The sequence below is a fragment of the Kribbella sp. NPDC026611 genome (genome assembly GCF_040638345.1).
GTDB lineage: Bacteria > Actinomycetota > Actinomycetes > Propionibacteriales > Kribbellaceae > Kribbella.
This window is the reverse complement of sequence record NZ_JBEZYC010000002.1, coordinates 752690-771088: the sequence shown is the minus strand read 5'-3', so window position 1 is coordinate 771088 and position 18399 is coordinate 752690. Positions and strand designations below refer to the sequence as shown.

Sequence of the window (18399 nt, the reverse complement as noted above, 5' to 3'; positions counted from 1 at the left end):
GAACCCCTCCAGCCACCCGACCGATGCCCGTGGGTCCGCTCCTCCCCGACGCTATCCCCACACCACAAGCCAGGGAGACCCAATGACCACCCACCAGAACCCCCACCCCACAACCACCCGCCCGACGGACACCACCCACCCCACAACCACCCGCCCGACGGACACCACCCGCTCGACGGACACCCGCTCCGCCGAGACCACTCACTACCCAGACTCCCGCCCCGCCACCTCGGATGCGTCAGCCTCCTCGGGAGGCGGGTTGTTTCGTGGGCGGGTGTCCGGTGGCTTGCGGTTGGTAGTGGTTGGGGCGGCCGCGGCCAGTGCTCTGGCTGGTTGGGTGGTTCTTGAGCCGGTCGCGGGGGTCGACCTGCGGGTTCAGCAGGGGACGGTTGTGCACATCGGTGCGGTCAGCGTTTTCGTTGCTGCGGTGGTTGCTGCGTTTGCCGGGTGGGGGCTGCTGGCGATTCTGGAGCGTCGTACTCGCAATGCCCGCGACATCTGGACCGTCGTCGCCACGATCGTCTGCCTCACGTCCACCAGCAGCCCGATCGACCGTGGAATCGGTCTGGACTCAAAGCTGGGCCTCGCCGGGCTCCACCTGCTCGTCGGCGCCACCGTCATCATCGGACTCCGCCGCACCGCCGCCGCCCGCGAACGGTGCTAACTGAGCGGCCTGGTAGAACCCCCGGATGTGCGCGGCCACCAACCCGGCCGCGCGCTCCGGCTCACCACCCCGCACTGCCGCCAGGATCGCGCGGTGCTCGGCCCGCAGCCCGACCGCCGTCGCCTCCCAGTCCGGCAGATTAGGTACGGCGGCCAGCACGTACTCATGAATCGCCGACCGCAACGACGCCATCACCGCGGCGATCAGCACGTTCCCCGCCAGCCCCGACAACGCGACATGAAACTCCGCGTCGAGCAGATGAAACGCCTCCGGCGACAGCCCCAGAGCATCCATCTGCTCCAGCAGATCCTCCGCAACCTTCAACGAGCCCGGCGCCGGCGCCCGACCGGCCGCCTCTCGCGCCGACCACGACTCGAGCAGGATGCGCGTCTGCACGACATCCCCGATCGGCAGATGGTTCGTTGCCAGGTGCAACCGCAGTACGGCGGTCAGCGGCGACACCGGCTCGGCCACGATCACGGCGCCCGCCTCCGGCCCGGACCCGGTCGCGGTCCGGACGACGCCCATCGCCTCGAGCACCCGGACCGCCTCGCGCACCGACGGCCGGCTGATCCCCAGCTGCTCGGCCAGCGCCCGCTCACCCGGCAACCGGCCGCCGATCCGCAACCGCCCGGCGGCCAGGTCGGCCTCCACTCGATGCAGAACCAGCTCGTAGTTCTTCACCCGCAGCTCTCCATGCGGACGACTCTACCTGTGTGGTCGGACCACAGGGTAGGCTGTGGTCCGACCACACAGTCCACCCCGGCCCGGAGTACCCCGATGACCGATCGACAGCTGCCCAAATGGTCCGAGCTGAAGCCGCTGCTGCGGGCCAAGCCGATCACGGTGAACGCCACCGACCGCCGGCTGGAGAAGGCGCTCACCATCGCCGACCTGCGCCGGATCGCGAAGCGCCGGACACCGCGCTCGGTGTTCGACTACACCGACGGCGCGGCCGAGGCGGAGATCAGCCTGCACCGGGCCCGCCGCCTGTTCGCCGAAATGGAGCTGCAGCCGTCCATCCTGCGCAACGTCGCCGACATCGACCTCGGTACGTCGATCCTCGGCGGCCGCTCGGAGCTGCCGTTCGCGTTCGCGCCGACCGGGTTCACCCGGATGATGAACCACGAGGGCGAGAGCGCGGTGGTGAAGGTCGCCGAGCAGCTCGGCATCCCGTACGCGCTGTCCACGATGGGCACCACCTCGATCGAGGACGTCGCGGCGGCCGCTCCGGACGCGCGCAAGTGGTTCCAGCTGTACGTGTGGAAGGACCGCGACGCCGGTGAGGACCTGGTGAAGCGGTCGGCTGCCGCCGGGTACGAGGCGCTGATGCTGACCGTCGACGTACCGGTCGCGGGTGCGCGGCTGCGCGACGTACGCAACGGGTTCACGATCCCGCCGACGCTGACCGCGAAGACCGTGCTGGACGCGTCGATGCACCCGGCGTGGTGGGCCAATCTGCTGACCACCCGGCCGCTGACGTTCGCGTCGCTGTCCACGTGGCAAGGGACGGTCGCGGATCTGCTGGACAAGCTGTTCGACCCGACGATGACGATCGACGACCTCAACTGGCTGCGCTCGATCTGGGACGGACCGCTGATCGTCAAGGGCATCCAGACTGTCGACGACGCCCGGCGCGTGGTCGACGCGGGCGCCGACGCGATCGTGCTGTCGAACCATGGCGGCCGCCAGCTCGACCGGGCGCCGACGCCGCTGCGGATCCTCCCTGACGTCCGCAAGGCGATCGGCACCGACGCGGAGATCTACCTCGACACCGGGATCATGTCCGGCGCGGACATCGTCGCTTCGCTCGCGCTGGGTGCGGATGCCTGCCTGGTCGGCCGCGCGTACCTGTACGGCCTGATGGCCGGCGGTCAGCGCGGCGTGGCCCGCGCCGCGGAGATCCTGACCAAGGAGGTACGGCGGACGATGGCGCTACTCGGCGTCTCCCGCGTCGCCGACCTCAACCCGTCCCACGTCCGCCTGCCCTAGCACCAGCCCGAACGTCGAGCCCTTCCCGAGGGCGGTCCGCAGTACGACGTCCCCGCCGTGCGCCCGCGCGATCGACCGCGCAATCGCCAACCCAAGTCCCGTGCTCGCCCCAGCACGGGACCGGTCGGCCCTGTAGAAGCGGTCGAACACGCGCGCGGCCTGCTCTTCGGTCATTCCAGGGCCGTCGTCGGCGATCTCCAGTACGGCGCATCCGTCCTCCACACCCACCCCGATCCGCACCGCCGTACCCGCTGGCGTGTGCGCGACCGCGTTCCCGACGAGATTGGTGACCACCTGCCGCAGCCGATCCTCGTCACCGATCACGGGAGCGGGCCCCGGCGGGTCGTCGGCATCGAGGCCGGTCAAAGTAATCCGCCGCGACGGATCCAGCGCCTTGAGATCGTGGCGGGCGTCGTTGGCGATCGTCCGGAGATCCATCGGCGCCGGGTCGAGCTGCCCCTCCGGCGCCTCGTCCAGCTGCGCCAGCAACAGCAGATCCTCGGTCAACGCGGTCAAACGAGTCGCCTCGCGATCGATCCGCCCCATCGCCTCGTCGACAGTCGACCCACCCATCCGGTACAGCTCGGTCGACCCCTTGATCCCGACCAGCGGCGTCCGCAGCTCATGACTGACGTCCGAGAGAAACGCCCGCATCCGCGTCTCGGCTGCCGACCGATCCGCGAACGCCTGCTCCAACTGCCCGAGCATTGTGTTGAGCGAGGCCGCCAGGTGCCCGATCTCGGTCTTGGGAGCCGCCAGCCCCGGCACCCGCTGACTGAGATCCCCCTCCGCGATCGCCGCCGCCGTACTCTCCACCCGCCGCAACGGGCGCAGCCCGCGTCCCAGCGCCCACCATCCAACGCCAGTCAGCAGGATGAGCAGCACTGCGCCCGACACCAGACTGCTGGTCCGCAGCTTGGCAATGGTCGCGTCGACCTCAGCCAGCGGCGCCGCGGCGACCACAGTCCCCGGTCGACCGGTGGACGGCCGCGCCACCGCCCGCCAGCGTCCGTCGCCGTTGGACGCGGGCAATACTGCGGCCGACCCGTCGCGCGGCAACGTCCGAAGCGAGTCCGCGGTCGGGAACGTGGCGGCGTCGACGCGGGACGATTGCAGAGTGCCGATGATCTTGCCGTTCGCGTCCAGGTAGGCGAGGTACGGCGTACCGATCAGGTCGAGCGCCGGATCGAGCAGCTGGGGCTGTGCCGGCGCCTTCTTGTCCGGTCCGGCCGGGGCGACGCCGGAGATGATCTCGGTGAACGACCTCAGCTGCGAGTCGAGCCGACTGAGCTGGTAGCCCTCGAGCTGGTTCGAGACGACCGCACTGATCAGGCTGAGACCGGCCAGCAGCAGCGCGGTGGTCAGCAGCAGAAGCCGGGCGCGCAGGCTCATGGTTTCCGCATCACGTAGCCGACACCATGCACGGTGTGGATGAGTTTGGGGTCCGCGTCGTCGACCTTGCGGCGCAGGTACGAGATATAGGTGTCCACGATGCTCGTGTCTCCGTTGAAGTCGTAGCGCCAGACGCGGTCGAGGATCTGGCCCTTCGAGACCACCCGGCCCGCGTTCTCCATCAGGTAGTGCAGCAGCCGGAACTCGGTGGGGGAGAGGCGCAACGCCTGTCCGGCCTTGGTCAGTTGGTGGCCCTCGGCATCGAGCGTGAGCGGGCCGACGGTCAGTACGTCGTTGCGGTGCCCGGAGGTACGGCGCAGGATCGCGCGGATCCGGGCGATCAGCTCCTCCAGGTCGAACGGCTTGGTCACGTAGTCGTCCGCGCCGAGAGACAAGCCGGTGATCTTGTCGGCCTGGCGATCGCGGGCGGTCAGGAAGAGGACGGGTACTTCGGCCCGCTGGTCCCGCAATCGGCGTACCACCTCGAAGCCGTCCAGGTCCGGCAGCATCACGTCGAGCAGCACGAGGTCAGGTGGCTCCGCGACAGCCGCGGCGACCGCCTCGGTGGCGGTGGCCGCGGACGTCACCTCGAAGCCGGCGAACCGCAGCGTCGCGGACAGCAGCTCGCGCACGGTCGCCTCGTCGTCCACCACGAGCAGCCGGGTCATGGTCGCCAGAATGTCAGACGTCGCGTTTCCGGAACACGAAGAACGCGGCCGCGAGGACGGCGAGAACGCCCAGCCACAACCCGCCCAGGTTGAGCCACGGGTGCGGGTATGCCGGGTCCGGGATGGTGTTGAAGATCGCGGCCGCTCCGAGCGTCGGCCAGCACGCGAGCACCCCGTGCAGCCAGGACGGAAACAGGCCAGAGAGCGCGGGAACGAGGAACACGATCCCGACCAGCGTCGCGAGCGCGCCTGCTGTTGCTCGCATGATCGCGCCCAGACCCAGCGCCAGCAAGGCGATCGCGGACAGGTACAGCCCGCCGCCGATCACAGCGGAGAATACGCCGGGATCGCCAAGACTCGCGGACGGCACGTCCTGAGCGGCGAGGACCGCCTGGCCGAGCAGGAACGCGGCGAACATCAGCAGCTGCCCGGCCGCCGCGGCGACCACAGTGGCCACCAGGGACTTTGCCGCCAGCAACCGGCTCCGGCGGGGGTTGGCCGCCAGCGTGGTCTGGATCAGGCCGGTCGCGAACTCCGACGTGACGATCAGGATCCCGAGGACGCCGACCACGAGCTGCGCGACGATGTACGTCTTGAGGCTCTGCCCGGTCGGGTCCCACGCGGCCCGGTCCGCCGGTGACGCCTCGAAGTACTGCCTGTGCATCGAGCTCATCGTCAACGTGGTGATCCCGAGTCCGAGCACGAGAAGTGTGCCCAGGGTGTACCAGGTCGAGCGCAGGCTGCGGAGCTTGACCCACTCCGCCCGGATCGCGTTCATGCCGCCGCTCCGTGGTAGTCGATGCTGTTCTTCGTCAGCTCCATGAACGCGTCCTCGAGCGACGCCCGCTGCGGCGTGAGCTCGACCAGCGCGATCCCGTGGTACGCCGCGAGTTTGCCGATCTCCGCGCTGGACAGCCCGGAAACGACCAGAGAGCGCTCTACGCCGTCTCTCACCACCGCGCCGGCCGTGGTCAGCTGCCGGGCGAACGACGCCGGTTCGGGAGTCCGGACGAGCACCGTTCCCTCGCCGCCGGCGTGCATCAGCTCGGCGATCCCGGTGTCGGCGATCAGCCGGCCGCGGCCGATCACGACCAGGTGGTCCGCGGTCTGCGCCATCTCGCTCATCAGGTGGCTGGAGACCAGGACCGCGCGGCCCTCGGCGGCCAGCGATCGCATGAAGTCGCGGATCCAGCGGATGCCCTCCGGGTCCAGGCCGTTCACGGGCTCGTCGAAGATCAGGATCCGGGGATCGCCGAGCAGCGCGGCGGCGATCCCGAGCCGCTGCCGCATCCCGAGCGAGAATCCGCCGGCGCGTTTCCCGGCCACGCTCTCCAGGCCCGTCCGCGCCAGCACCTCGCCGACCCGGCGCTTCGGCAGACCGTTGCTCAGGGCAAGCGCCAGCAGGTGGTGGTACGCCGTCCGCCCGCCGTGGACCGCGCCGGCGTCGAGCAGCGCGCCGACCTCGGTGAGCGGGACTTTCAGATCGGCGTACCGGCGGCCGCCGACGGCGACCGTGCCGCTGGTCGGGGCGGCCAGGCCGATGATCATCTTCATGGTCGTGGACTTGCCCGCGCCGTTCGGGCCGAGGAACCCGGTCACCTGGCCGGGCTCGACGGTGAAGGACAGGTCGTCGACGACGAGATCCGGGCCGTACCGCTTGGTCAGCCCGCGGACTTCGATGGTGGTCATGCTCCAGAGCCTGAACTGCTGGTCTGAGCGTCCGGAGTGAGGTTCTGGGAGAACTCTGTGAGGCACCCGCCTGTTCGTCGTCTCCGGCGGCCAGGACTCACAGGAAACCTACAGCGGCAGCGTCGCCACGATCCGGAGGCCACCGGACGGGGTGCGGCTCGCGGTCAGGGTGCCGCCGAGCGCGGTCGCGCGCTCGCGCATGCCGGAGATGCCGTTGCCCTCCGTTGGCGGCGCGGCCAGGCACTCGCCGTCGTCGTCGACCTGCAGCACGAGCGCTTGTTCGCCGTACTGGATCCTGACAGTGGCCGAGGTGGCCTTCGCGTGCCGGACCACGTTGGTGAGCGACTCCTGGATGATGCGGAACGCGGCTCGGTCCAGGCCGGCTGGCAACGGACGGGGGTCGCCGTGGATGACCTTGTGCACGGCCAACCCGGCCCTGGAGGTCCGGCTGACCAGGTGGTCGAGGTTGTCGAGGCCAGTGACCGGTTGGCGCGGCGCATCCTCCTCTGGCTGCCGCAGGATGCCGACGATGGAGCGGAGCTCGACCAGTGCCTCTTTGCTTGCGTCCTTGATCGCTGCGAGCGCCGGAGCGGCCTGCTCGGGCTGTCGGTCGACCAGGTGCAGTGCGGTCGCCGCCTGGACGTTGATGAGCGAGATGTGGTGCGCCACGACGTCGTGCAGCTCCTGCGCGATCCGCAGCCGCTCCTGGTCGGCCCGGCGCAGCTCCTCCTCTTGCCGGGTGCGCGCCGCGGCCATGACCCGGTCGCGTTGGGCTCTGAAGAGCTCGGCGATGAAGCCGAGGACGACGAAGCACGTGCCGACGAGGAGGATCTGGTAGACGCCGAGCGCGTTGAGGCCGAGCACCATCCGCCCGCCGACGTGGCCGATGTACAGGCCGGTCAGAGCGGACCAGCCGGCGAGGCGGTGGCCCATCCGGATCGTGGTGAACACCGCGATCACGAAGGCGAAGATGACCGGCCCGTACGCGTACCCCATCAGCATGTAGACGAGCGTCGAGACGACCGTGATCCAGAGCACCGGGACCGGGTGGGTCCGCAGCCAGTAGAGCGCGATCGAGCCCTTCAGGATCAGCAGGATCATGAACCAGTCCGCCGGCCGCCGGGCGACCTCGTTGTGCGACGCACCGATCGACCCGACCACCGCGATCACCGAGATGAACAGCGGCAGCGCGATCCGCCGCGCCCGATCCCCGAAGGTCGGTGTGGTGGTCGGCTCAGTCGTGCTCACAGTACGAAACCGTAGAGCGCCGCGGCGCGAGTGTCATCGTCGCCACGGAGTACTTCGGCCTGCTCCCGCTGCGGTATGTCAGTACTTGACCTGGTAGATCTTCTCTTCGTACGCCTTGCCGTAGTACTGCTCAAGCTCGGCCAGGTCGGCGTCCTGCCGCTCCAGCGCCTTCGAGATCCGCGGCCGGCTCGGCACTGCCTCCGGGTCCCAGGTCTCCGGGTTCCACAGCTTCGAGCGCAGGAACGCCTTCGAACAGTGGTGGAAGATCTCGTCGATCTCGACCAGCAGGGCCAGCTGTGGGCGGTTGCCCTTGACCACCATCTCGTCGAAGAACGGCGCCTCCCGGACGATCCGGGCGCGGCCGTTGATCCGCAGCGTGTCGCCGCGGCCGGGGAGGAAGTAGATCAGGCCCACGTGCGGGTTGGAGAGGATGTTGCCGAAGCCGTCGACGCGGCGGTTCCCGGCGCGCTCCGGGATGGCGATCGTGGAGCCGTCGAAGACCTTGGTGAAGCCGGCCGGGTCGCCCTTGGGGGAGACGTCGCAGCTGCCGTCCGCGGCGGACGTGGCGATCAGGCAGAACGGCGACGCCGCCAGCCACTGCCGGTCCAGGTCGTGCAGTTCCTTGCGGGTCTTGCCGGCGGCCGCCGCGAGCGGCTCCGGGACGACCTCGCGGAGTTCGTCGTACGTCGTGATCTCGACCAGTCCGGGGATCTCCATCAGGCGGCGTTCTCCTCTACCAGCGGCGGCGTGGCGTCCTCGTTGACGGCCCTCGTCCGCGCTGCCCATCGTACGGCGGGACCAGTCGCACAACTGGTCCCCAGGAACAGGGCCCCGACCAGGATCCAGCCGATCGGGCCCCAGCCGAGGACGACGGTGGTGAGCAGCGCGGGGCCGAGCATCCTGGCGATCGCGGGGCCGGAGCCGAAGAATCCTTGGTACTGGCCCTGCTTGTCGGCGGGGGCCAGTCCGAAGCTGATCTCCCAGGCGCCGGAGGCCAGCTTCATCTCGCCGAGAGTGAGGAGCGCGGCGGCGAGGACGAGTGTCGCGGCTGCGGCGACGGGGCTCAGGTGGGCGGCGGTGAGCGCGAATACGGCGCAGGCGGCGAGCATCGCGACTCCGGCGTACCGGACCGAGCGGCTGGCGCTGCGGAGGTCGGTGACGCGCTTGGCGACCCGCACCTGGAAGAACGCGACGCCGATCGTGTTGACGATCATCAGCGAGGCGACGACCCAGCTGGGCGCGTTGGTCCGGGTGACGATCCAGAGCGGGCCGATCAGGCTGATCAGCGGCATGAAGAGCAGCATGATCGCGTTGAGCAGCGCGAGTACGGCGTACGGGCGGTCGCGCAGGACCGCGAGCCGCGGCTCGCCCTGGACGCGGATGCTGATCGCGACCCGGGGGACCTTGCGGATCAGCGCGGCGGCGATCAGGAAGCTGAGCGCGTCGATGCCGAAGACGATCAGGTACGCCGTTTCCGTGTCGAAGCGGAGCGCGATACCACCGAGCAGCGCGCCGACCGCGAGACCGGCGTTGACCGTGGACTGGAGGAACGCGCGGATCCGAGTGCGCTCGGCCGGCTGCACGAGCGCGGCCAGGAGCGCCTGCCGGGCCGCGGTCAGTCCGGTCTGGCTGCACGCGTAGACGATGGCAGCGACCAGGAACAGCGGGAAGCTGCGGACGAACAGGAACGCACCGACTCCGGTCGCGGTGGTGAGCGCCAGCAGCACGGCGACCCCCCGCGCGCCCCGCCGGTCAGCCAGGTTGCCGAGCGGGACGCCGGCCAGGAAACCCACCAGCCAGGCGATGGTCAGCCCGAGCCCGACCTGCGCCGTGGAGAGCCCGACGACCCGGGTGAAGAACAACGCCGAGGTGACGACGAACGCTCCGTCCCCCACCGAGTTGGCCACCTGCGCCATCGCAAGATCCCGCGGCGCCCCCGCCGGCGGAAGCACATTCCCAAGTCTGCTCATGCCCCGACCCTAACCGCCCAACGGCCCACCAGTGAGATCCATTGACCACTCGAAATGATGGGCCACTTGCTGCTCCCTCACCGCAAAGCTCACCGCCCGCAAAGGTCACCGCCCGCAAAGGTCACCGCCCGCAAAGGTCACCGCCCGCAAAGGTCACCGCCCGCAAAGGTCACCGCCCGCAAAGGACGCGGCTTCGCCGCGGCTGTTCTATTGCCGCCTTCGGCGGGTGCGCGTCTCCTGGTCACGCCCTGAGGTACTGGCGCGAGCTGATGTGTCCGCGGGAAAGGTCACCGCTTCGCGGTGGCTGTTCTGTTGCCGCCTCCGGCGGGTGCGCATCTCCTGGTCACGCCCGGAGGTGGTTGGCGCGAGCTGATGTGGTCAGTGGGTCCGGCGCCGGCCCGGTGCTCCCGCGAGGGTTAGTCGGCGGGAGAGGTCACCGCTGCGCGGTGGCTGTCTGTTGGCGCCTTCGGCGGGTGCGTCTGGTGGTGATGCCCGCAGGTGGTTGGCGCGAGCTGACGTGGTGGGTGGGGGTCCGGCGCCGGCCCGGTACTCCTGCGAGGGTTGGCCTGCGGGAAAGGTCACCGCTGCGGTGGCTGTCTGTTGGCGCCTTCAGCGGATGCGCGTCTCGTGGTGACGTCTGCGGCTGGTTGGCGTGAGCTGGCGTGGTCAGGGGGTGGAGGTGCCGCGTCAGCTCGCTGGTTGGGGAGGGACTGCTCTGCGGGAAGGTCACCGCTGCGCGGTGTGCGGCCGTCAATTGGCGCGCCGAGGAAGGTGGGCAAGCAGTCGGGTGGTGTGGTGGTTTTGGGTTGTGGATAAGTCGGATTGGGGGGTGGGATCGCGGCACATTTACAGGCATGAGCTTCCAACAACTGCCTTCGTCCTGGACCGATCAGCCACTTACCGATTCTGCCGTTGCGGCCGATGTTGTTGACCTGATGGTCAGCCTTGGGGATCGTCAGCGCGGCACCTTTACCGTTCTGCTCTGTGATCCCGATGACCACTACCGGGCGGCTCTGACCATCGACCTGCCGGCCGGGTTCGGGGCGAGGCTGGATGCGGGGGAGGCGTGCAGTTCCGCGCTGGAGCCGATCATCCCGGCGGTGCATACCGCTCCTGGGACAGGGCTGGTGCTCGCCTTGGGGCGTCCAGGTCCGGCTCGGCGGCCTGAGCTCGACTACGAGTGGGCTGTCGCGAGCATGACTATCTGCCGGTCGACCAACACCCGTCTCCTCGGGTTCTACATCGCCGCCCGCGACGGTATCTACCAGCCGTCCCTCGACGCACCTGCGATCGCCGCATGAGCGGGCTAGCGGACGCCCCGCGGGCGGAACTGGATGCTGATCCGCGGGCCGATCCGGCCGGAGGCCTTCGGGATGGCGTGTTCCCAGGTGCGCTGGCAGGAGCCGCCCATGACGATCAGGTCGCCATGGCCGAGCGGGTAGCGAATCGTCGACGCCACCGGACCGCTGGTGCCACCGGGCCGTGGCCGGAGCGCGAGCACCCGCGGCTCGCCGACCGAGAGGATGGCGACCATCGTGTCCTCGCTGTTCCCGCGCCCGATCCGGTCGCCGTGCCAGGCGACGCTGTCACGGCCGTCCCGGTAGTAGCAGAGCCCTGCGGTCCGGAACTGCTCACCCAACTCGCCTTTGTAGTGCGCGCTCAACGCGTCGCGGGCCTCGTCCAGGATTGGCAACGGGAGCTCGACGTTCTCCCCGTAGAAGCAGAGCAACCGCGGTACGTCGACCACCCGGTCGTACATCTGCCGCCGCTCCGCCTGCCATGGCACGTCCCGCGCCAGCCGCTCGAACACTTGATCGGCCCCGGTCAACCACCCCGGCAGCACGTCGATCCAGGCCCCGCGCCCGAGCTCGGTCCGCGCGATTCCGTCCAACGACCCCAACGCCGGATCCGCGAACGCATCCAGCAACGAGCCCTGAAGTCCAGCACCCATACCCCCACCATACCCCGACATTCGAACGCCTGTTCCCCTGCGCCGGGCGGTCGGGAGGACCTCGTTGTCATGTCTCAGGACATCGGTGACGAATCTATATCAGGACATCGGTGACGCTTCCGGGGCGCTTGGTGGTGACACTTCTTCGGCCCGGCGTGCAAGGCATGTCCTTCCGGATCTGCCGATGAGCGGTCGTGTCACTTCGGTCGCCCAGATTGACGCAATCTTTGTATCGGGGCTGCCGCGTGGCGGGAACGGTTCCTAGGCAGCGCCGACCTTCCTGGGCATCAGAACCAGCCGTACCCCGGTCACCAGCAGCCACACGAGCCAGGCGGCGTAGCCCAGCAGCCCCACGAACAGGATCGGCGAGCCGTCAGCGATCGCGAGGTTGGCCACCCCGGCGGCGATCAGCAGGCCTCCCCCGGCCACGCCGAGCACACGCTGCCACGGCGCCGCCAGCCGACTCGCATGCGCCGCCAGCGCAGCGCCGATGAAGGTGGTGCCGAGCGCCGGCAGCGCCAGAGCGAATGCTCCTGCATGCAGCTGCCAGACGAGCTTGAACAGCGGGCTCGGCTCGGCGAGCTCGCCGGCGGACAATACGACTCCGTTCCACAGAACCGCGTAGAGCGCGAAGACCGCCGCGAGAGTCGCGCCCGCGGCCACCGCGAGGCGCGACCAGTCGGCGCCCGCACCCCCGCGACGCCCGACCAGCCCGTGGAAACCGGTCACGAACACGAGCAGCAGCGGCAGGTTCAGCGCCTCTGAGCCGGTCGCGATCGCGACCGCGCCGCGGTTCTCCGCGTGGAAGGCGAGCACCTTCTCGATCGGGTCGCCGTAGCCGGGCGCTCCGGCCCAGACCAGCACCGCATTCTGGATGACCAACGACGCTACCAACGCGATCGCCGCCGCGCCCACGACCCGCTCCCCGAACGCCGGGGTCGGCGCCGTCAGCGAAACCTTGTTCATGGCCACAGAATGCGCTTGGGTAGCCGCAATCATCAACAGGGATCACCTCGATCTACGCCCTGGCCCACCCTGGCGCTGCTGTGGCGCTACTAAATGCTGACCCGGGAAACGCACTCATTTGCCGCGATCCGCGCAGTCGTGCCGACGAGTACGCCCGTGCGGCGATCCCTGGCAGTATCGGCGCCGTGAGCGACGCTGCCCGTTTGCCGGTCCTGCTCGATGACATGGAACGACGCTTTCTACGGGCCGCCTTGCTGGACTGGGGCGGCCCCGCGCAGCCCACGGATGAACTCGCCGTCGCCATGGGCTTCACAAGCGCCGACAGCCTGTCGAGCGAGGCCTGGGCGCTTTGGAAGCGGATCGAAGCAGGCCAGACGATGACAGCAGACGACTGGAGACGAGTCCTGCTATCAGTCGAGATCGTGTTTGCGAGCGATGTCGTCGGCTCCGGCCTCGACTGGCGGATCACGTCCGGCATCTCAGACGCGGAGTCCGTCGGCCTTCTCCGAGGGCTTCAGCGCAAGTTGCCCAGATGGCGCGGCAGCGTGCTACCACCGCGCCTGACGAGACCTCACCACCAGTCAGCGGAGCTCGGTCCAGTGGGCTCCGGTCCAAGGGGGCAGGTCGAGCGAGCGGGATGCCCAGCTGAGGCAGATCACGGCGATCCGTTGAAAGACCCTGCGGAGCCACTGCGGAGCCTGCGTCTCGTGAGCGGCCCGGCGAGCACACTGACCGGCGATGTGGGCCGCCCAAGGCCCTCCTTCAGGGAGTACGTCGAACGGATCCGGCCCGCCTTCGAGTGGCAACGTAGCGAGTGCCGAAGCGAGGTCCTGCTGCGGATTCCCACGAACGGCCTGAGCCCAGTCCACCAGCACCACGCGTCGACCGACGAAACACAGATTGTCGCTCCGAACGTCGTTGTGCACCAGCGCATCACCCCCGACGGGGACGTTGCCCTCCGCTTCCACCAGTCCATCCAGCGCAGCGCGGAACCAGGCCTCGCTGCACAGGCCGAGCGCCAGGAAGTCATCCGCGTCGCGCTCGATCAGCGGCCACTGCGGCCGGAATCCGTCCTGGGCTGACGGAAGGGATGCCGGCGGGGGCAGCTCAGCGACCCGCCGCAGTGCCGCGAACAGGAGATCGAACTGACCGGGCTTCCACATCACCGGGTCATGGTCGGCCGGCCAATGCGCAGCACGCAGATCCTCCATCACGAGGACTGGGCGATCGCCGTACTCGAGCCAGGCCAGCTCCCGGGCAACCAGGTCGCTGTCGACACTGGAGACGATCTCATGCTCTGTGCGGAGCCCTTTCGCTGACTGCTCATCGACCGCAGCCTTCACGAAGGCGCTCGAGCCGTCAGCAAAGCCAACGACGAAGGACGCGGCCGACCGCCCCGTGTGCGGTCGATGCCAGTCGATCGGATCTTTGCCCAGTGCCGACGCAATCAGCGTGTGCAGCTCCTGCGTCGGATGTCCGTCCATTGTCAGAGCCATACTTGTGCTTCTCCAAGCCGGTTGGACCTTGACTGCTCCCGGAACGACATCACAGGGAGGACCTCTCGCGCACAGTAGCCTCAACCATGGCTCGAGTGCTGATCCGCAACGTGTCCGTCCTGGTGGTGCCGGAGAGTGGCGAAGGTCGCGTCGACGATGCGCAGGACATTCAGATCGAGGACGACCGGATCACCGGGATCGCTCCGACCACCGAGCAGCGCCGGGACGGCTCGGGGGAGGTGGTTGACGGGACCGGGTTGCTGGCGGTGCCAGGGCTGATCAACTCGCACACGCACAGTCCGATGGTGATGATGCGGGGTGCGGCGGAAGATCTCGGGATCGACGACTGGTTCAACCGGCGGATCTGGCCGATGGAGGTGAATCTGACGCCGGAGCGGGTGCGGGTCGGGGCACGCCTCGCTTGCGCGGAGATGTTGCTGGGCGGTGTCACCACGTTCGTCGACCACTACTTCCACGCCGAGGAGATCGCCGCGGCTGCGATCGAGTCGGGAATCCGGGCTGACCTCGCGCCCACGTTCTTCTCGTCGGCCGGTCCGCAGGCCATCGAGGCGGCGATCGATACGGCGCGCCAGCTGAGCGGGCTGCATCCGCGGATCACGGCGAGCCTCGGACCGCACGCGACGTACACGGTGTCCGACGACGACCTTCGGCGTACGGCGGAGGTTGCCCGGGCGGAAGGGTTCCGGATCCACCTGCATGCGGCGGAGACCGACGACCAGACTCAGGCATCGCTGGACAAGCTCGGTGTCACGCCGGTCGAGGTCCTGGAGCGGACCGGAGTCCTGGACGCGGGTGCGCTGATTGCCCACGGCTGCGGGATCCGCGAGTCCGACCTGCCGATCCTCGAGCAGTACGCCGACCGGACCGCGATCGCCAGCTGCCCGAAGGTCTACCTCAAACTCGCGATGGGCCCGGTGACCCCGATCAAGGCCCTGCGCACGATCGGCGTACCGGTCGGCATCGGTACCGACGGAGCCGCCGTTCACAACACCCTCGACGTCTGGGAAGCCATCCGTCTGACCGCACTGACCCAGAAACAACGCGAGCACGACGCGGAATGGATGCCGCTGTCCGAAACTCTCCGCCTGGCTACCCGCGCCAGCGCCACCGCCGCCGGTCAATCGACGCAGCTGGGGGCGCTCGAGCCCGGTCGCCAAGCCGATATCGCGCTGATCGACCTCAGCGCACCCCACAACCAGCCACTCCACGACCCACGGGCAGCGCTCGTCTACTCGGCCCGAGACTCAGATGTCCACACCGTCCTGGTCGCGGGCCAGGTGGTGGTCCGCAACCGCGAGCTCCTCACGATGGATCTCCCGGAGCTGCTCGCCGAAGCCCGCTCCCTGGCCCACACCCTCGTCGACCTCTCGAAAGGCGGCGCCGTCCAGCACTACGCCCCCTAGAACGCAGTACGCCCCGGACCCAGAGGCCCGGGGCGCACCACCACTCCGTCGGATCAGCTGACCGTCAGGATCTTGTTCACGGTGTAGGCCTGCGCGTGGTCCGCGTCGGCCGGGAACCAGACGCGGTAGGCGATCTGGCCCCGGACGGCGGGCTTGATGCCGAAGGCGAACTTGCCCGACGTGCTCAGCTTGACCGAGGCGATCGACTTCCACACCTTGTTGCCGTACTGCTGCAGGTAGACCAGCTTGCCGGCGTGCGCCGGAGCGACGTACCCACTGAACGCGGTCGCCTGACCCAGCCGGATCGCCGCCGGAGCGAGCGTCGCCGACGCCATCGACGGCGCGACCTGCACGGTGATGTCCGGCGTCCGCGTCCCCATCAGGTCCGCGTTCCCCGGGAACGTCATCATGTAGACCGACGACACCGTGGGCTTGTCGACGAAGCTCACCGTCCCGGTCGCCGACGTCTTCAGCGCCGCGAGCAGCTTGAACGTCGACGAGGTCTTCGGCCGCACGTACAGGTTGGTCGGCAACCCGGCGTACGCGATGTTGTCGATCCGCAGCGTGCTGCCGCGCAGCGTGATCGCTCCGCCGTACGTGAGCAGCGTCGACGTGGTGGAGATCCCGGTCTTCATCCCGAGCAGCTGGGTCGTCGCGATCGGGCTGCTGTGACCGGTCCGGTCCGTGACCCAGGCGCCGTACGTGTACGTCACGCCCTGCGCCAGCCCGGTGTTCTTCACCGCGGACCCAGTGCCGGCGTACACCAGCGTGCCGGTGTTGATCGCCGGCGGCTTGCTGCCGACGTTCCGCCGGACGATGACCTGGTCGAGGTCACCGGTCACCGGGATCTTCCAGGACAGGTTCGCGGCGAGGTAGAGACCGCTCGCGTCGAACGATCCGAGCGCTGCCGGGATGTTGTCCGCTGTGGAGAAGACGCTGGTGAACGGCGCGACCGTGCCGCCACCGCCTCCCTGCACGCCGCTCACGGCGATCCGGTACGGCGTGTTGTCGAGGAGCGGCGCGCTCGGGTGAATGGTCGCGACGTTGGTCGCGGCATCGAAGCTGACCGTCGCACCGACGGTGCTCTTGGTCTTGCCGTTGACCAGCCGGACGTTGGTCGCGTTGACGCTGTCCGCGGCCACCTCCCGGGCGAACCGCACCGTCGGCGCCGTGTCGAGCGCGGCGTTGCGGCCGAGGTCGTGCGGGTTCACGTCCTTCACCGGGTACGCGGTCCCGTTCGGCGTCTGGCCGGCGCCTTCCTGCTTGACCGTCAGCGTGTACTGCTGACCGCCTGCTGACCCGTTGGCGTTGCGCACGGCGATGTATGTGGCACCGGCCTCCGCGCTGACGGCCACCGTCTCGGTGAGCGCGACAGGCTTCGGGCAACCGGTGGCGGGATCGATCGGCGTGGCCGGGTACTCGTTCACGCCATGGGCGAGCGCGATCAGCTGCGGGTTGTACGCGTCGACCTGCGGGCCGAAGTTGGCCGTGTTGTTGCAGCTGAAGATCGGACCCGTCACCGAGACCGACAGGTTCCGGACGCCGGAGGACTCCACCGCGTACCAGTCGACGTCACCCTCGATGCCGACCGTCCCGGTGGTCGAGGTCGGGTTGGACGCATCGACCGTCAGCGACGTCGCGCGCACCGGCTGGTCGTTGCCGTCCTCACCGGCCGCCGGGAAGTCCGCGGTGAAGCGCCCGCCGAGCGCGGAGTACGCGTCCACGATTCCGTAGCCGTAGTACTGGTCGAAACCACGCGGTCCGGCGTCCCGCGCCAGTGTCTCGAGCCGCTGCGCGACCTGGGCCGGCGTGAGCGTCGGGTACTTGTTCTTCACCAGCGCCGCGATCCCGGTGACGATCGGCGCGGAGCACGACGTACCGGTGCAGTACCAGTACGGCACGTTGGCCGCCGGAGTCTTGTCCCGCGGTCCGGTGGTCAGTACGTCGAAGCCGGGCGCCGCGACGTCCACCCAGTCGCCGTACGAGCTGAAGTCGGTCAGGCTGCCGCTCGGGCTGGTCGCCGCGACCGCGATCACCTCGGGGTACGACGCCGGGTACTGCAGCGCACTGTTGCCGTCGTTGCCGGCAGCCGCCACCACTGTGACGCCGGCGGCCACCGCCTGCTGGATGGCCTGGTGCAGCAACGGGTCGTCGCCGAGCGAGCCGAACGACATGTTGACGACCTTGGCGCCGTTCGAAACCGCCCAGTTAAGGCCCTCGATGATGTCGGCGTCGTTGCCGGAACCGTTCGCCCCGATCACCTTGACCGGCATCGCCTTCGCGTTCCAGCCAACTCCCGCGACCCCCACCGCGTTGTTGGCGGCGGCCGCGATGATGCCGAGCGTCATCGTGCCGTGCCCGTTGTCGTCGACCGGGTTCGGGCGGGTGCTGGAGACTGCGTTGTAGCCCGGCCACAGATGACCGACCAGATCAGGGTGACCGGCGTCGACACCGGTGTCGAGCACAGCGATCTTCAGCGTGCCCGTCGACTTCGACAGGTCCCACGCCTGCGGCATACGGACCGTGTTCATCTGCACGGTCTGGTCCGTCTGGTAATACGTGTCGTTCGGTACGGCAGAGATCCGGCGGACGTAGTTCAGCGAGGCTTCCTCGACCGCCGGGTCGGCCTTGACCTTCTTCAGCAGGTCGGGCGCGGCCAGGTCACCCTCGACCTCGACGACCTTCGCGTTGACCGAGTCTTCCGTGGTCCCCCTGACCTTGGAGATCGTCGCGCGACGGGCCGAAGACGATGCCTTCGGCTTGAACTTCACCAGGACGGAATTGGGCTCGAACGCGGCCTGCGGGCCGCCTTGATGAGCGGTGAACGGTGGCCGGTACGGCTGCGGCTGAGCCGCCGTACCGGACGAGCTGGTCAGCACGACCAAGGCTCCCGCGACAAGCGCCGCAGGCAGCCCCAGACGTGCAAGATGAGCAGGGCG

Annotated in this window: 16 protein-coding genes; 4 read left to right on the top strand and 12 right to left on the bottom strand. The window is 69.0% G+C overall.

The window, feature by feature from the left end:
• Nucleotides 1–82: 82 nt before the first annotated feature.
• Nucleotides 83–664: a DUF6069 family protein gene (locus tag AB0E69_RS09665; protein ID WP_360142160.1), complete on the top strand. Its 582-nt coding sequence runs from the start codon at nucleotides 83–85 to the stop codon at nucleotides 662–664.
• Here the strand turns inward: AB0E69_RS09665 and AB0E69_RS09660 are convergent.
• Complete coding sequence (locus tag AB0E69_RS09660) at nucleotides 572–1348, bottom strand: FCD domain-containing protein (protein WP_360142158.1); 777 nt, start codon at nucleotides 1346–1348, stop codon at nucleotides 572–574. The two genes, AB0E69_RS09665 and AB0E69_RS09660, sit on opposite strands and share 93 nt — an antisense overlap.
• Nucleotides 1349–1444: 96 nt before the next feature.
• Here AB0E69_RS09660 and AB0E69_RS09655 point away from each other — a divergent pair, with 96 nt between their 5' ends.
• Nucleotides 1445–2656, top strand: coding sequence for an alpha-hydroxy acid oxidase (locus AB0E69_RS09655; protein WP_360142156.1), 1212 nt, complete (start codon nucleotides 1445–1447; stop codon nucleotides 2654–2656).
• Here AB0E69_RS09655 and AB0E69_RS09650 read toward each other — a convergent pair.
• The 7 genes from AB0E69_RS09650 to AB0E69_RS09620 all read right to left on the bottom strand — a co-directional run bounded on the left by AB0E69_RS09650 (nucleotide 2600) and on the right by AB0E69_RS09620 (nucleotide 9623).
• Nucleotides 2600–4048: a HAMP domain-containing sensor histidine kinase gene (locus AB0E69_RS09650; RefSeq protein ID WP_360142154.1), complete on the bottom strand. Its 1449-nt coding sequence runs from the start codon at nucleotides 4046–4048 to the stop codon at nucleotides 2600–2602. The genes AB0E69_RS09655 and AB0E69_RS09650 overlap by 57 nt on opposite strands.
• The gene (locus AB0E69_RS09645; protein ID WP_360142152.1) at nucleotides 4045–4716 is read right to left on the bottom strand and encodes a response regulator transcription factor; all 672 of its coding nucleotides are present in this window, start codon (nucleotides 4714–4716) and stop codon (nucleotides 4045–4047) included. Before AB0E69_RS09645 ends, AB0E69_RS09650 begins: the two co-directional genes overlap by 4 nt.
• Nucleotides 4717–4729: 13 nt before the next feature.
• Nucleotides 4730–5494 (bottom strand): ABC transporter permease, encoded by a 765-nt coding sequence (locus AB0E69_RS09640; protein ID WP_360142150.1) that lies wholly within the window; start codon nucleotides 5492–5494, stop codon nucleotides 4730–4732.
• Entirely contained in the window at nucleotides 5491–6405 is a 915-nt protein-coding gene (locus tag AB0E69_RS09635; protein WP_360142148.1) for an ATP-binding cassette domain-containing protein, read from the bottom strand. Before AB0E69_RS09635 ends, AB0E69_RS09640 begins: the two co-directional genes overlap by 4 nt.
• Before the next feature lie 108 nt (nucleotides 6406–6513).
• Nucleotides 6514–7653: a sensor histidine kinase gene (locus tag AB0E69_RS09630; RefSeq protein ID WP_360142146.1), complete on the bottom strand. Its 1140-nt coding sequence runs from the start codon at nucleotides 7651–7653 to the stop codon at nucleotides 6514–6516.
• A gap of 78 nt (nucleotides 7654–7731) precedes the next feature.
• Nucleotides 7732–8370, bottom strand: coding sequence for a pyridoxamine 5'-phosphate oxidase family protein (locus tag AB0E69_RS09625; RefSeq protein ID WP_360142144.1), 639 nt, complete (start codon nucleotides 8368–8370; stop codon nucleotides 7732–7734).
• Complete coding sequence (locus AB0E69_RS09620) at nucleotides 8370–9623, bottom strand: MFS transporter (protein ID WP_360142142.1); 1254 nt, start codon at nucleotides 9621–9623, stop codon at nucleotides 8370–8372. The genes AB0E69_RS09625 and AB0E69_RS09620 overlap by 1 nt, the downstream gene beginning before the upstream one ends.
• 854 nt (nucleotides 9624–10477) lie before the next feature.
• On the opposite strand from AB0E69_RS09620, the gene AB0E69_RS09615 reads away from it, so the two are divergent.
• Nucleotides 10478–10924 carry a hypothetical protein gene (locus tag AB0E69_RS09615; protein ID WP_360142140.1) on the top strand — a complete coding sequence of 149 codons (447 nt, stop codon included), beginning with the start codon at nucleotides 10478–10480 and terminating at the stop codon, nucleotides 10922–10924.
• 5 nt (nucleotides 10925–10929) lie between these two features.
• Here AB0E69_RS09615 and AB0E69_RS09610 read toward each other — a convergent pair whose 3' ends face one another.
• The 3 genes from AB0E69_RS09610 to AB0E69_RS09600 form a co-directional block, all read right to left on the bottom strand.
• Nucleotides 10930–11574 carry an alpha-ketoglutarate-dependent dioxygenase AlkB gene (locus tag AB0E69_RS09610; protein WP_360142138.1) on the bottom strand — a complete coding sequence of 215 codons (645 nt, stop codon included), beginning with the start codon at nucleotides 11572–11574 and terminating at the stop codon, nucleotides 10930–10932.
• Nucleotides 11575–11835: 261 nt separating this feature from the next.
• Nucleotides 11836–12540 carry a hypothetical protein gene (locus AB0E69_RS09605; protein ID WP_360142136.1) on the bottom strand — a complete coding sequence of 235 codons (705 nt, stop codon included), beginning with the start codon at nucleotides 12538–12540 and terminating at the stop codon, nucleotides 11836–11838.
• Nucleotides 12541–13121: 581 nt separating this feature from the next.
• Complete coding sequence (locus AB0E69_RS09600; protein ID WP_360142134.1) at nucleotides 13122–14036, bottom strand: phosphotransferase; 915 nt, start codon at nucleotides 14034–14036, stop codon at nucleotides 13122–13124.
• A gap of 86 nt (nucleotides 14037–14122) precedes the next feature.
• Here AB0E69_RS09600 and AB0E69_RS09595 point away from each other — a divergent pair, with 86 nt between their 5' ends.
• Nucleotides 14123–15460 carry an amidohydrolase gene (locus AB0E69_RS09595; RefSeq protein WP_360142132.1) on the top strand — a complete coding sequence of 446 codons (1338 nt, stop codon included), beginning with the start codon at nucleotides 14123–14125 and terminating at the stop codon, nucleotides 15458–15460.
• A 53-nt stretch (nucleotides 15461–15513) separates the two neighbouring features.
• Here the strand turns inward: AB0E69_RS09595 and AB0E69_RS09590 are convergent, their stop codons facing one another.
• Complete coding sequence (locus AB0E69_RS09590) at nucleotides 15514–18339, bottom strand: S8 family serine peptidase (protein WP_360142130.1); 2826 nt, start codon at nucleotides 18337–18339, stop codon at nucleotides 15514–15516.
• Between the last annotated feature and the right edge of the window lie 60 nt (nucleotides 18340–18399).